Raw genomic sequence first — 12,861 nt, forward strand, 5'->3', positions numbered from 1 at the left:
GTATGTTAAGGGTATGGGCTACCGGTTGCTTATTGCTGTTAAGCTTTGGCTTACATGCAGCAACAGAATCCGTAATGAGTTTATTGGACAACCGTTTTCGAGTTGATCCCAGTATTGAACAAGTCACCTTTGTGATTTATCGAGCCGATAACTCTAAACCTGTCGTTTTGGTTCGTCCTGATGGCAAGAAATACTACTCTTGGCGCAATGCTGATAATGTCCGTTGGTACGAAGAATCGTCCATGGACATTATCTCTATCGACAATCCGATGCCCGGCCCTTGGCAAGCGATAGGTAAAGTTTCCCCTAAGAACAATATCAAGCTCCTGTCTCACCTTGTTTTGGATGCTAATGAGTTCCCAGATAAGCTGTATCAAACAGAACGCATCAAATTTACCGCTCGACTGACTTCTGATGGCAAGCCGCTGGTGCTGCGCGATTTTCTCGATCGCGTAAAGCTTAAAGTCACCTTTACTAAGTTTGTTGAAAACGAAGAGTCTTTGGTGAGAGAAGCGCGCCCGGTGCCGGTTGTGATGGGCGAGTTTGCTGATGATGGCGCAGATCTTGATGAAAAGGCTGGAGATGGTGTGTTCACGGTCTCTTTGCCAATTGATATCGAGCCCGGTAAATACCGAGCGCGTATTACCTCTGGTAATGGCGTGTTCCTGCGAGCGCAAGAGCAAGAAGTCTTGGTTTACCCAACACCGATCACTAGCACCTTCATTCAATCACGAAAAGAGGGTTTACCTCATACTATTGTGGTGTCTGGTGAGCAGGGGATGATCGCACCGAGCTCGTTAGCGGTTCATGTTGAGCACAAGGCTCCTGATGAATATGTGATGTACAAGCAGGGGCAAGCTGAAGTCGACGCAATGAAAGTCGCTCTTGAGGTGCCTTATAATGGCGATTTGGGGATTTATAATTGGTCAGGGATGGTTTACGCCACTGATGCTTCAAGTCAGCGCCCGCTGATCTTTCCTATTACCGAGCAGTCGTACAGCGTTGTTGAAGATATCGACTTAGCAGAGTCACGACGCCTTCAAGAAGAAGCACTTGCTGAACAGAAGCGTATCGCAACAGAGTTGATGATCCTTCAAAAACGTGAAGATGACAGACAGCGCAGTATGATCATTATTGCGGTGGGTAATGTGGTCGCGATTCTATTGGGCTTATTGATTTGGTTTGTGGTTCGTAAGGTTAAGGCGAAGAAAAAAGCGTTACCTGAGATGCAGCTCAAGGCACCCAAGTAACTCGCTTAGATGATTAGATTGTCTAGAGAGAATAAGCCGCTAGATAAAGCATTAGAATTTGTGACAGCGGAATCATGAACAAAAAACGGGACTCATAGGAGTCCCGTTTTTGTTTCTTTTTCTGGCCTTAAGCGACGTTATCAATCGATTGGTCTGGGTACTGAGACTTTGCTGCAAGCTCCTCTGGTGAGAAGTCATCCACGTTAATCGTGTACAGTCTATGTTCCTCAGCGCTAATCAGAAGATTTGCTTCGTCTTGCGTTAAGATACCTCTCTCAAGTCCCAACTGAGCAACAAGATCAAGTCGTAAGAAGGCACGTTTTTGATGTGTCTCTTTGCAGACTTTGTCGAACAGGGGTTCAGCTTGAAGAATCACTTCTAGCGCTTTTTCAATCTTACCAACAGGGTTGTATTCCGTTGCTTCTAGATATTGGCCACGACCTATACGAGAGCGTGTTTCGCTTGGTGTTTGTAGAATGTGCGCGACTTTGCTATCGAGCTTGTCGTTTGGTGCACGACGGATGCGGCCAAATGGCATTAGCACAACACGAAGCAGACGACCAATCACAGGGTTAGGGAAGTTCGCTAAGAACTCATCAATCGCCACTTCAGTCTGACGTAAGCTATCTTGCATACCCCAATGTACTAACGGTAGATCTTCAGCGTGGCTGCCTTCGCTTTCAAAGCGCTTCAACGTTGCTGAACCTAAGTAAAGTTGACTTAAGATATCACCCAGTCTTGCTGATAAACGTTCTCTACGCTTCAGTGATCCGCCTAGAACAGCCATTGAGATATCAGACAGTAGCGCTAGGTTTGCACTGTAGCGGTTTAGCTGTTGGTAATAACGCTGTGTCTGTTTATCTGTTTTATTTGAAGGTGTTGGCGCATCAGAACCACGACCATCGGTTAAACCAAACCACAAGCTGCGGACTAGGTTGCTCATCGTAAAGCTAACGTGCCCTGCTAACGCTGAATCAAACTTATCAAGCGCATCGCTGCTTTCAGAATAAGCCGCTTCCATTTCGTTCAGTACGTAAGGGTGACAGCGAATCGCACCTTGACCATAGATGATCATTGAACGAGTCAGGATGTTTGCGCCTTCAACCGTAATCGCGATAGGCGAGCCTTGGTAGCCACGAGCTAGGAAGTTCGATGGGCCTAAACAAATGCCTTTACCACCGACGATATCCATCGCATCAATGATGCTGCGCTGGCCACGGTGAGTACAGTGGTACTTAACGATTGCAGAGATAACCGAAGGCTTTTCACCAAGGTCGATGCCCGCAACGGTTAGGTTACTTGCAGCGTCCATTACATAAGCGTTACCTGCCAGGCGTGCAAGTGGCTCTTCAACCCCTTCCATGCGACCAATTGGTTGTTTGAACTGACGGCGGATACGAGCGTAAGCGCCAGTTGCAAGCGCGGCAGACTTAATGCCACCGGTTGAGTTTGAAGGCAGTGTGATACCACGACCAACCGACAGACACTCAACTAGCATACGCCAGCCTTGACCTGCCATTTTCTGGCCGCCAATGATGAAATCGATAGGCACGAAGATATCGTCGCCTTGCGTTGGACCATTTTGGAACGGAACGTTAAGCGGGAAGTGGCGGTTGCCAATCTCTACGCCTTTTAAATCCGTTGGGATAAGCGCACAAGTGATACCAAGATCTTTTTGATCGCCAAGCAGGCCATCCGGGTCACGCAATTTAAAAGCCAAGCCTAAAACGGTCGCGACAGGCGCGAGAGTGATGTAACGCTTGTTCCAAGTTAGGCGCATGCCAAGTACTTCTTCGCCTTGCCAGTCGCCTTTACACACCACACCGTAATCTGGGATTGAACCTGCATCTGAACCGGCTTCTGGGCTAGTTAGTGCGAAACAAGGGATCTCTTTACCTTCCGCTAGGCGAGGCAGGTAGTGGTTTCTTTGTTCTTCTGTTCCGTAGTGTTGTAACAGCTCACCTGGGCCCAATGAGTTAGGTACGCCAACCGTCGATGACAATACACTCGAAACGCCCGTTAGCTTCTGTAGAACCAAAGATTGAGCGTAAGCTGAGAACTCTAAGCCGCCGTATTTTTTCTTGATGATCATGGCGAAGAATTTATGGTCTTTCAGGTATTGCCATACTTCTGGTGGCAAATCAGCAAGCTCATGAGTGACTTGGTAATCATTGACCATTTCACACACGGTATTTACTGGACCATCTAAAAACGCTTGCTCAGCTTCAGAGAGTTTCGGGTCAGCAATGTTCTGAAGCTTCTTCCATTCAGGTTTACCTTTGAACAGCTCTGCTTCCCACCATACTGTGCCAGCTTCTAGTGCTTCTTTTTCTGTCTGAGACATTGCTGGTAGAACTTTCTTAAATAAAGAGAGTGCTTTTTGGCTGATTAGTGTCTGACGAATGGTCGGTACAGCAAAGATCGCAACGGCTAATAGATAGCAAAGCCAGCCAGTAACAGCCACGCCGCCAAACAGTGTTAATGCTACCATTGCGCCGGTTAATACAACTAATGCACGTACCAGACTAACTCTATGGTAAAGACAGACGCCTAAGATGGCGGTCATGCCGAGTAGGGAGAGCAATATGTTCATGATCGATTTCCTTTTCAGAGATCACTTATTGTTATTAAGTTTTAGGTAAGAGGTCTAACCAGTCAAGTGTAAACAAAATATTAAATATTTGTAAAACTCCAAAGTGAGTAAAAAGTGATCTCAATAGAGTTAAAGTTCTAATTGTGAGAGGTTGGTGGCGAATATTTGGACGGATTTACAACGACAAGTTAATTAAGGTGGCAATCTTTGGGCTTAAGTGTCGACACTATTTCATGTTTGTGGGTAAACTCAGCTATAAAGAGGGGAAAACCCTCAGTTCTCATTTCACGCACTTTAAGCTGCGTCAAAAAAATAAGAGATAAGCCTTATGTACCAAGACCTAATCAAAAGTGAATTAAACGAAGCTGCTGACGTTCTGAATAAGTTCCTGAGTGATGACCATAACATCGCTCAAATTGAAGCGGCGGCAAAACTGATTGCTGACTCATTCAAGCAAGAGGGCAAAGTGCTTTCTTGTGGCAACGGTGGTTCACACTGTGATGCAATGCACTTCGCGGAAGAGCTTACAGGCCGATACCGTGAAAACCGTCCAGGTTACGCTGGCATTGCGATTTCAGATCCAAGCCACCTGTCTTGCGTGAGTAATGATTTTGGCTACGACCACGTATTTTCTCGTTATGTAGAAGCGGTAGGTCGTAAAGGTGATGTGTTGTTTGGTCTGTCGACTTCAGGTAACTCTGCCAATATTCTAAAAGCAATTGAAGCTGCTCAAGCTAAAGGCATGAAGACGATTGCATTGACGGGTAAAGATGGCGGCAAAATGGCGGGTTGCGCCGATATCGAAATCCGAGTACCACACTTTGGTTACGCAGATCGCATCCAAGAGATTCACATTAAGATCATTCATATTGTGATTCAGCTTGTTGAAAAAGAGATGGAATAATAGTTTTACAGACATTTGGAGCCCAGGTTTGTGGCTCTATTGGTTTTAATAGGGAGTAGATTAAACCATGTGTGAATTGCTCGGTATGAGCGCGAATGTGCCAACTGATATTTGTTTTAGCTTTACTGGTCTTATGCAGCGTGGAGGCAATACTGGCCCGCACCGCGATGGCTGGGGTATTACCTTCTATGAGGGAAAGGGTTTTCGTACATTTAAAGATCCTAACCCTAGCTGTGAATCTAAGATCGCTGAGTTGGTTCAAAACTACCCAATTAAAAGCCAAGCCGTTGTCAGTCATATCCGTCAAGCGAACCGTGGTGGTGTTAATCTAGAGAATACACACCCTTTTACTCGTGAGCTTTGGGGGCGATATTGGACCTTTGCTCACAATGGTCAATTAACGGATTACGACGATCTGATTAGTGGTCGTTTCAGACCGGTTGGCGAGACAGACAGTGAGCTCTCTTTCTGTTGGCTACTCAAACAACTTGAAGAGCGTTTCCCTGAGCCACCTCAAGATATGGAAGGTATGTTTCGCTTTGTGGCTGAGTGTTGTGACAAGCTGCGAGAGAAAGGCGTATTTAACATGTTACTCAGTGATGGTGAGTATGTGATGACGTACTGCACCAACCATTTGTACTGGATAACAAGGCGCGCACCTTTTGGTAAAGCGAGCCTGATTGATGAAGATGTTGAGATTAACTTCCAAGAAGAAACTACGCCTAATGATGTGGTTACAGTGGTGGCAACTCAGCCTCTAACAGACAATGAAGAGTGGTTTAGAATGAAGCCGGGTGAATACGCGCTGTTTCATTTTGGTGAGTTGATTGGCAATAACCATCAAGCGTTGGAAGATGTCGCTTATGCACCGAAGAAGGTAGCAAGCCAAGCGCCAACTGAGCCATTAAGCTAAGCTAAGTATTCCGAATAGTATTATTTGAACCGTATAAAAAAAGGCCGCTTACTGAACTAATGAATCAGTAAGCGGCCTTTTTTTGGATTTGATTTGATTTGATTTGATTTAGTTTCTGAAGAATTACTCTTCTGCGTAACCGTGTTTACCTAATGCCTTACCGTCTAAGACAGCTTGCCCATTTAGCATTGATAAACGATCTTCGGCGAACCATTTACAGACCATAGGGTAAATGCAGTGTTCTTGGGTAAGCACTCGGCTTGCCAGCATATCAGCATCATCATCTTCAAATACCGGTACCTTAGCCTGTAAGATCACCGGGCCACCATCAAGTTCTTCGGTCACAAAGTGGACACTAGTTCCGTGCTCTTTGTCTTGTGCATCAATGGCACGCTGGTGGGTGTGTAGGCCTGGGTATTTAGGCAACAGGGAAGGGTGGATGTTGACCATTTTACCCGCATAGTGACGAACAAACTCTGAACTCAGGATACGCATGTATCCCGCAAGTACGATTAAATCGGGTTGGTATGCATCAATCTGAATCATCAATTCATGATCGAACTCTTCACGTGAACCAAAGTCTTTTGGATTCACTGAATGTGCGTCAACACCTGCGGTTTTCGCTCGTTCTAATCCAAAAGCCTCTGCTTTGTTTGAGAAGACAGCCTTAACTGAAGCATCAATCATATTGCTATCACAGGCATCCAAAATTGCCTGTAAGTTACTTCCGCTTCCTGAAACTAACACAACGATGTTTTTCTTAGAGTGACTGGTTTTATTTGAGTGATTGTTTTTCATAGAGTGGGTCATACGATTGATTAACTGAACTGTTTACAATGTACCTACATAAACTAAGGTTTTCTGCGGGCTAAATAGCAAAATGAGGACCATTAGGTCCTCATTGATTAACTAAGTAAGTGAGCGTATCACTTATTTGATTTCAACTTGCTCTTCGCCAGCTTCAGCGTTTGCGATCTCACCGATAACCCAAGCGTTTTCGCCTTCAGCTTTCAGTAGTTCAACAGCAGCGTCTGCTTGATCTTTAGGTAGAGCAACAACTAGGCCTACACCACAGTTGAAAGTGCGGTACATTTCAAATGTCTCCACGTTACCTTTCTCTTGTAGCCAGTTGAAGATAGCAGGCCATTCCCAGCTCTTGCCATCAATAACTGCTTTAGTACCTTCAGGAAGTACGCGTGGGATGTTTTCCCAGAAACCACCACCTGTGATGTGCGAGATAGCATGAATGTCATGCTCAGCAATCATCTTAAGTGCCGATTTGATGTAAATCTTAGTAGGTTCTAGTAGGTGCTCACCGATAGTGCGACCTTCTAGTTCTTCACTCTTATCAGCACCAGAAACTTCTAGAACTTTACGAATTAAAGAGTAACCGTTTGAGTGTGGACCACTTGAACCAACAGCGATAAGTGCGTCGCCTGCTGCTACTTTAGTGCCGTCAATGATGTCAGCTTTTTCTACAACACCAACACAGAAGCCAGCTACATCGTAGTCGTCGCCTTCGTACATGCCTGGCATTTCAGCAGTTTCACCACCGATTAGTGCACAGCCAGCTTGAACACAGCCTTCAGCAATACCAGAAACAACGTCTGCTGCTGTATCTACATCTAGCTTACCTGTTGCGTAGTAGTCTAGGAAGAATAGCGGCTCACCACCTTGAACGATTAAGTCGTTCACACACATTGCCACTAGGTCGATACCAATGGTGTCGTGTTTTTTCAGATCCAAAGCAAGGCGAAGTTTAGTACCAACACCATCAGTACCCGAAACAAGTACCGGCTCTTTGTATTTCGTTGGAAGTTCACATAGGGCGCCAAAGCCACCAATACCGCCCATTACTTCAGGGCGACGAGTGCGTTTAACAGCACCTTTGATACGGTCTACTAGTGCATTACCTGCGTCGATATCAACACCAGCGTCTTTGTAGCTTAGAGAAGAAGTATTACCACTCACGGGATAGTCCTCGAACTTAAGTTGGATGTGAAAACGGCGCTATTCTAACAGGGCTTGATTACCAAGAGCAAACGTTTGCGCGGTTTTTTTTATTAGAATAAAGATTCTGAAATAACCTTAGAGTTCGTGTATAATCTACAGGTTTGTTTAAATATTGCCGGAGTTGGAAATGAAAGTTGTTGAAGTGAAACACCCGCTAGTAAAACATAAAATTGGCCTGATGCGTGAAGGTGAGATTAGCACTAAGCGTTTTCGTGAGCTAGCGACAGAAGTGGGTAGCCTTCTAACATACGAAGCGACATCAGACTTTGAAACTGAGCGTGTGACGATTAACGGTTGGAACGGTCCAGTAGAAGTTGACCAAATTAAAGGTAAAAAAGTAACTGTAGTGCCAATCCTACGTGCTGGTCTAGGCATGATGGACGGCGTTCTTGAGCACATCCCAAGTGCACGTATCAGCGTTGTTGGTATCTACCGTGACGAAGAAACGCTTGAGCCAGTACCATACTTCAACAAGCTTGCATCTAACATCGATGAGCGTATTGCTCTAGTGGTAGACCCAATGCTTGCGACAGGTGGTTCTATGATCGCGACTATCGACCTGATGAAAGAGAAAGGTTGTAAGCACTTTAAGATTCTTGTGCTTGTTGCTGCTCCTGAAGGTATCGCTGCTCTAGAAAAAGCGCACCCAGATGTTGAGCTTTACACGGCTGCAATCGATGAGAAGCTAAACGACAAGGGCTACATTGTTCCTGGTCTTGGCGATGCTGGTGATAAGATCTTCGGTACTAAGTAATTCGGTTTCAGCTTAAGTGACTCTAAACAGTTCCTTAACTTGTTGAATTAACCGTATTAATAAAAAGGGAGAGCATTCGATGCTCTCCCTTTTTTGATCTTGTTAGGTTGTGATTCTTTTGAATCTAGCCTTATCGATTCATTAATCGATTTGAGCTTTATCTACCACAGTGTTGTCACCTAGCTCATCTGGAAGTACTAGGTTGAGTAGAATCGCTACGATGCCACATAAGCTTACGCCCTGTAGGCTAAAGTCGCCGATGCCAAATGCCATGCCGCCAATACCAAATACTAAGGTAATGCCCACAATCACAAGGTTGCGTGATTTGTGCAGGTCAACTTTGTTTTGAATTAGAGTATTCAAGCCTACGGTTGCGATAGAACCAAACAGTAGAATCATGATGCCGCCCATTACAGGAACCGGAATCGTTTGAAGTAGTGCGCCTAGCTTACCGACCAATGCAAGAACGATAGCTGTTACAGCAGCCCAAGTCATGATCACTGGGTTGAATGCTTTGGTCAGCATTACTGCGCCTGTTACTTCACTGTACGTCGTGTTTGGTGGCGCGCCCAGCATAGAAGCCGCAATTGTTGCCACACCGTCACCAGTAATTGTGCGGTGTAGGCCTGGCTTCTTAAGGTAGTCTTTACCGGTCACGTTAGAGATAGCAAGCATGTCGCCTACGTGCTCAACAGCAGGTGCAATCGCAACAAATACCATAAAGAAGATAGCGTTGATGTTGAACTCTGGCGCTGTGAAGTTTGGCAGAGCTAACCAAGATGCTTGAGCTACTGGTGTGAAGTCGACTGCACCATAAACCAAGCTAGTGATGTAACCCGCAACAATACCACCGAAGATTGGCAGTAATTTAAGGAAGCCTTTAGAGAACACACTGATGACAATGGTCACTAACAGTGAAATCGAAGAGATCCACAGTGCAGCGTCTGCATCAACAAGCTGAACCGCGCCATCGCCTGTCTTACCTAGCGCCATGTTAACGGCAACAGGCGCAAGGCCTAAACCGATAACCATGATCACAGGGCCAACAACGACCGGTGGAAGCAGTTTATGGATGAAGCCAACGCCACGAACTTTAATTAACGCGCCCATTAGTACATACACAACACCCGCCGCCATAAGGCCGCCCATGGTTGCACCTACACCCCAAGTTTGAATACCAAACATGATAGGCGCGATGAATGCGAAAGAAGACGCTAAGAAGATTGGCACTGAACGGCGTGTAATAAGTTGGAATAAAAGGGTACCGATACCTGCGCCAAAGAGTGCAACGTTAGGATCAAGTCCTGTTAGTAGCGGCACGAGTACAAGCGCACCAAAAGCTACGAACAGCATTTGCGCACCTTGCAAAGCATTTTTCATGATATGTCCTTAAAAATGGTCGTTATATGAAAAGTGAAAAATAAAATTCGCGGGATTCTATCACTTAGCAATCGATTGCTACACCTGATAGATCAAATTTATTTATCTTAGTGATGTTTTATATCCATCTAAGCCCTAGAAATTCAGCTTATAAGTGAGCGATTTATCATGGCCAGGTGATATTTTGTGGTTATTAAACACAGTGGGCGCTAACGACCTTGCCCCTCAATCCATAGTTGCTTATCATCTAGGCACAAGATTTGAATATTAGGATCAGTATGCGCTACATAGCATTGTTGTTGATGGGACTATTAGCCTCTCCGAGTTATGCCTTAACTCAAGTAGATATTTTTAGTGCTGAAGTTGCGATTAACGCTGAAGACAAACAGCCAGAACAAGTGGCAAGAAATACAGGTATGGAGCAGGTATTGATACGTGCGACTGGCCAAACTGATGTCGCTTCGAATGAGACGATTCAAAAGGCGATGCGCAAGAGTTCGCAGTACATGTCTCAAATGAGTTTTGGCGAAAGCAATGACCAATCAACATTGCGTATGCGTTTTAACGGTGCTCAAATCCGTTCTCTACTGACTCAAGCACAGTTACCTTACTGGCCTGATACGCGTTCAAACATCCTTGTTTGGCTGGTGGAAGAGGACAACTACGACAAGAACATCGTATGGGAACACTCTAACTCACAGTTGGCCGCTGGCTTACAAGCGAACGCAAAAGAGCGTGGCTTGCCTCTAACGCTGCCTGTGGGTGACTTTGACGATATTACCGGTATTGCGACTTCTGATTTGTGGGGCAGCTTTGTTACGCCAATCAGTAAAGCGAGTCAGCGTTACCCTGTTGATGCTGTGCTGGTGATAAAGGCTCAATCTTCAGGCCTACGTTGGGCTCTATACGATCAAAAGCCAAGTCAATTGACGAGCGCACCAACATCGCCTGTAAGTGGTTCTTTATCAGGTAACAGCGCAACGACTTCTAAGAAGTTAGTCGACCAAATCAGTAACTACTACGCAGGCAAAAGTGCTGTGACGGTAGCGAGTGAGTCATCAGAATCGATTTTAACGCAGTTTATTAGCCTGAATAATGCTCAAGACTTCTTCCAGTTGGAGAACGCACTTAAGCGTCTAAACTCGGTGGCAAGCCTAGATATTCTGAAGATTCAGAACAACGAAGTGACTTTCCGAATTCACTTATTGTCGACTCAACAAGAGTTTGAGCAAGAAGTAGCAAGTATTCGCCAAGTTGCGAAGGTTGAAGAATCTTACATTGAGCCTGAAGTGAGTCCTGAATTTGAAACTCAAGACAACACAATGTCTGTCGGTGATGATTCAACAGACGCTGCTGAAGTCGTTGGTGACGAAACTGACTCAGGCGTACAAGTGATTAAGGGCAACGAGGTATCTGAGGATGCTGAGCTAACGCCTGACGCAACGTTAGAGGATTCTAGTACAGAAGATCTAACCATCACTGCGCCAGTGCATGCTAAGCCAAGCTTGGTCTACGAGTGGGTTCGCTCATAATTGTCAGCTGACATGACTGATTGAAATGAAAACATGAAAAAAGCCCTGCAAGAGCAATCTTGCAGGGCTTTTTGTTTATTAAGCGGTCTGTTTAAAAGCATGGGTTCAATATTATTGCTCGAACTTAGCTTTCTCTCTCTTTTCTACTTCAGAAAGACGCTTCAACTTGATGCCTAACTCTTTGGCTCTAAAGCGAGTAAATAAGATATTGCCCGCGAAACCTAGAGTCGTCAGAAGCAGTTCTACAGCCGCTAACAAGCGTTCACCATCGTCTACATACAAAATAGTTAATGCGTGTAGGAAATAGAGCATCAAGACGAAATTTGCCCATGCGTGCGTATAAGGCTTACCTGCTAAAATGCCCGGCAATGGCAGCAACAGTGGGATAGCCCAAGCAATCGCCAGCGTGACATTACTGAGATGAGGGTGCGGTGAAAGCGTCATCTGCCAAGCCACCACCCAGAATAAAAGTGACAAGTTGCCCGCTAAAGCGAGGTAGCGAAATAGCTTGGTTTTGGGAGACATAGCCTTCTCTGGCATATACATCATTGAGTAATTCCCTTCTGATTTATTGCGATGCGCGCTAGGCGTTTACCTAGGTTTTGCGCCAACTCAATCTCTTCTTTGCTAAGTGAAGCGCTCTCTCCAGTACTGCTTGCACCATAAGGCGTACCACCAGTTTGCGTGGTGTGCAGCGCCGGTTCTGAGTAGGGGATGCCCACGACTAACATACCGTGATGAAGCAGAGGCAACATCATGCTTTGCTGTGTCGTCTCTTGACCACCATGCAATGATGAAGAAGAGGTAAATACACAAGCTGGCTTATCGATGAGATCACCATTGATCCACATTGATGTCGTGCTATCCCAAAAGTGCTTCATTGGCCCGGCCATGTTACCAAACCAAACCGGACTGCCTAGCGCCAAACCATCACAAGATCGAAGTTCTTGTAACGAGGCAATAGGATCGGTTGGTTGATAGCGTGAATCAGGCTGCTCTTCTACCGTGTAAACGTCGTTCACCGTTCTTAACATGGCTTCACAGTTCGGGATAGACTCAACCCCTCGTGCAATCTGCCTTGCTAGAGCTTGTGTGTTACCGTGACGACTGTAGTAAAGAACAAGAATGTTAATGCTCATATTGGATTACAGAATCTCTAGCACTTGCTCTGGTGGACGACCAATCTTTGCTTTGTTGTTCGCGACAACGACTGGGCGCTCAAACAGTTTTGGATTGGTTGCCATCGCAGCGAAAAGATCTTCATCAGTAACCGAAGCATCACCAAGGTTTGCTTCTTTGTAGTCCGCTTCTTTGGTGCGCATCATGTCGCGAACACTCTCAAAACCAAGCTGAGTGAACAGTACTTTCAGCTGTTCAACTGTTAACGGAGTGTCTAGGTATTTGATTACCTCTGGCTGTACGCCGTTTTCCTGAAGCACTTCTAGAGTTTGACGGCTCTTTGAGCAGCGTGGGTTATGATAAATCACGACAGACATGGTTCTTCCTCATTATTATTTTTGAT

Annotated in this window: 12 protein-coding genes; 5 read left to right on the plus strand and 7 right to left on the minus strand. The window is 45.5% G+C overall.

Features of this window, described 5'->3' with window-relative positions; genetic code table 11:
* Positions 1-2: 2 nt before the first annotated feature.
* Complete coding sequence (locus OCV20_RS03980) at positions 3-1,250, plus strand: TIGR03503 family protein (protein ID WP_086774695.1); 1,248 nt, start codon at positions 3-5, stop codon at positions 1,248-1,250.
* A 127-nt stretch (positions 1,251-1,377) separates the two neighbouring features.
* Here the strand turns inward: OCV20_RS03980 and fadE are convergent, their stop codons facing one another.
* On the minus strand, positions 1,378-3,843 hold the full coding sequence (gene fadE / locus OCV20_RS03985; RefSeq protein WP_086774694.1) for an acyl-CoA dehydrogenase FadE: 2,466 nt from the start codon (positions 3,841-3,843) through the stop codon (positions 1,378-1,380).
* A gap of 328 nt (positions 3,844-4,171) precedes the next feature.
* On the opposite strand from fadE, the gene lpcA reads away from it, so the two are divergent.
* Both lpcA and OCV20_RS03995 read left to right on the plus strand, forming a co-directional pair.
* Positions 4,172-4,747: a D-sedoheptulose 7-phosphate isomerase gene (lpcA, locus tag OCV20_RS03990; RefSeq protein ID WP_017063379.1), complete on the plus strand. Its 576-nt coding sequence runs from the start codon at positions 4,172-4,174 to the stop codon at positions 4,745-4,747.
* A 67-nt stretch (positions 4,748-4,814) separates the two neighbouring features.
* Positions 4,815-5,660 (plus strand): class II glutamine amidotransferase, encoded by an 846-nt coding sequence (locus OCV20_RS03995; protein ID WP_050649617.1) that lies wholly within the window; start codon positions 4,815-4,817, stop codon positions 5,658-5,660.
* 123 nt (positions 5,661-5,783) lie between these two features.
* Here the strand turns inward: OCV20_RS03995 and purN are convergent, their stop codons facing one another.
* Both purN and purM read right to left on the minus strand, forming a co-directional pair.
* Positions 5,784-6,458: a phosphoribosylglycinamide formyltransferase gene (gene purN / locus OCV20_RS04000; protein WP_086774693.1), complete on the minus strand. Its 675-nt coding sequence runs from the start codon at positions 6,456-6,458 to the stop codon at positions 5,784-5,786.
* Between the two features lie 132 nt (positions 6,459-6,590).
* The gene (purM, locus tag OCV20_RS04005) at positions 6,591-7,631 is read right to left on the minus strand and encodes a phosphoribosylformylglycinamidine cyclo-ligase (RefSeq protein WP_008222945.1); all 1,041 of its coding nucleotides are present in this window, start codon (positions 7,629-7,631) and stop codon (positions 6,591-6,593) included.
* A 169-nt stretch (positions 7,632-7,800) separates the two neighbouring features.
* Between purM and upp the strand changes: the two genes are divergently transcribed.
* The gene (gene upp, locus OCV20_RS04010) at positions 7,801-8,427 is read left to right on the plus strand and encodes a uracil phosphoribosyltransferase (RefSeq protein WP_017060716.1); all 627 of its coding nucleotides are present in this window, start codon (positions 7,801-7,803) and stop codon (positions 8,425-8,427) included.
* Between the two features lie 141 nt (positions 8,428-8,568).
* Here upp and OCV20_RS04015 read toward each other — a convergent pair whose 3' ends face one another.
* A complete protein-coding gene (locus tag OCV20_RS04015; protein WP_050619933.1) occupies positions 8,569-9,807 on the minus strand; it encodes a uracil-xanthine permease family protein in 1,239 nt (412 codons plus the stop codon).
* 278 nt (positions 9,808-10,085) lie between these two features.
* Here OCV20_RS04015 and OCV20_RS04020 point away from each other — a divergent pair, with 278 nt between their 5' ends.
* A complete protein-coding gene (locus OCV20_RS04020) occupies positions 10,086-11,339 on the plus strand; it encodes a DUF2066 domain-containing protein (protein ID WP_050644961.1) in 1,254 nt (417 codons plus the stop codon).
* A gap of 111 nt (positions 11,340-11,450) precedes the next feature.
* On the opposite strand, the gene OCV20_RS04025 is transcribed toward OCV20_RS04020, so the two are convergent.
* The 3 genes from OCV20_RS04025 to arsC are packed head-to-tail and all read right to left on the minus strand — an operon-like array spanning position 11,451 to position 12,835.
* Positions 11,451-11,888: a DUF2069 domain-containing protein gene (locus OCV20_RS04025; protein ID WP_017060713.1), complete on the minus strand. Its 438-nt coding sequence runs from the start codon at positions 11,886-11,888 to the stop codon at positions 11,451-11,453.
* On the minus strand, positions 11,885-12,478 hold the full coding sequence (gene wrbA, locus OCV20_RS04030) for an NAD(P)H:quinone oxidoreductase (RefSeq protein ID WP_048616150.1): 594 nt from the start codon (positions 12,476-12,478) through the stop codon (positions 11,885-11,887). The genes OCV20_RS04025 and wrbA overlap by 4 nt, the downstream gene beginning before the upstream one ends.
* Before the next feature lie 6 nt (positions 12,479-12,484).
* Entirely contained in the window at positions 12,485-12,835 is a 351-nt protein-coding gene (arsC, locus tag OCV20_RS04035) for an arsenate reductase (glutaredoxin) (RefSeq protein WP_048606628.1), read from the minus strand.
* Between the last annotated feature and the right edge of the window lie 26 nt (positions 12,836-12,861).

This window comes from Vibrio coralliirubri (genome assembly GCF_024347375.1).
In the GTDB taxonomy this organism is placed as follows: Bacteria; Pseudomonadota; Gammaproteobacteria; order Enterobacterales; family Vibrionaceae; genus Vibrio; species Vibrio coralliirubri.

What these genes read in the sequence shown, in the direction of transcription:
- OCV20_RS03980 (WP_086774695.1), top strand. Translation starts at nt 3, where the DNA reads ATGTTAAGGGTATGGGCTACCGGTTGCTTATTGCTGTTAAGCTTTGGC.
- fadE (WP_086774694.1), bottom strand. Translation starts at nt 3,843, where the DNA reads ATGAACATATTGCTCTCCCTACTCGGCATGACCGCCATCTTAGGCGTC.
- lpcA (WP_017063379.1), top strand. Translation starts at nt 4,172, where the DNA reads ATGTACCAAGACCTAATCAAAAGTGAATTAAACGAAGCTGCTGACGTT.
- OCV20_RS03995 (WP_050649617.1), top strand. Translation starts at nt 4,815, where the DNA reads ATGTGTGAATTGCTCGGTATGAGCGCGAATGTGCCAACTGATATTTGT.
- purN (WP_086774693.1), bottom strand. Translation starts at nt 6,458, where the DNA reads ATGAAAAACAATCACTCAAATAAAACCAGTCACTCTAAGAAAAACATC.
- upp (WP_017060716.1), top strand. Translation starts at nt 7,801, where the DNA reads ATGAAAGTTGTTGAAGTGAAACACCCGCTAGTAAAACATAAAATTGGC.
- OCV20_RS04015 (WP_050619933.1), bottom strand. Translation starts at nt 9,807, where the DNA reads ATGAAAAATGCTTTGCAAGGTGCGCAAATGCTGTTCGTAGCTTTTGGT.
- OCV20_RS04020 (WP_050644961.1), top strand. Translation starts at nt 10,086, where the DNA reads ATGCGCTACATAGCATTGTTGTTGATGGGACTATTAGCCTCTCCGAGT.
- OCV20_RS04025 (WP_017060713.1), bottom strand. Translation starts at nt 11,888, where the DNA reads ATGATGTATATGCCAGAGAAGGCTATGTCTCCCAAAACCAAGCTATTT.
- wrbA (WP_048616150.1), bottom strand. Translation starts at nt 12,478, where the DNA reads ATGAGCATTAACATTCTTGTTCTTTACTACAGTCGTCACGGTAACACA.
- arsC (WP_048606628.1), bottom strand. Translation starts at nt 12,835, where the DNA reads ATGTCTGTCGTGATTTATCATAACCCACGCTGCTCAAAGAGCCGTCAA.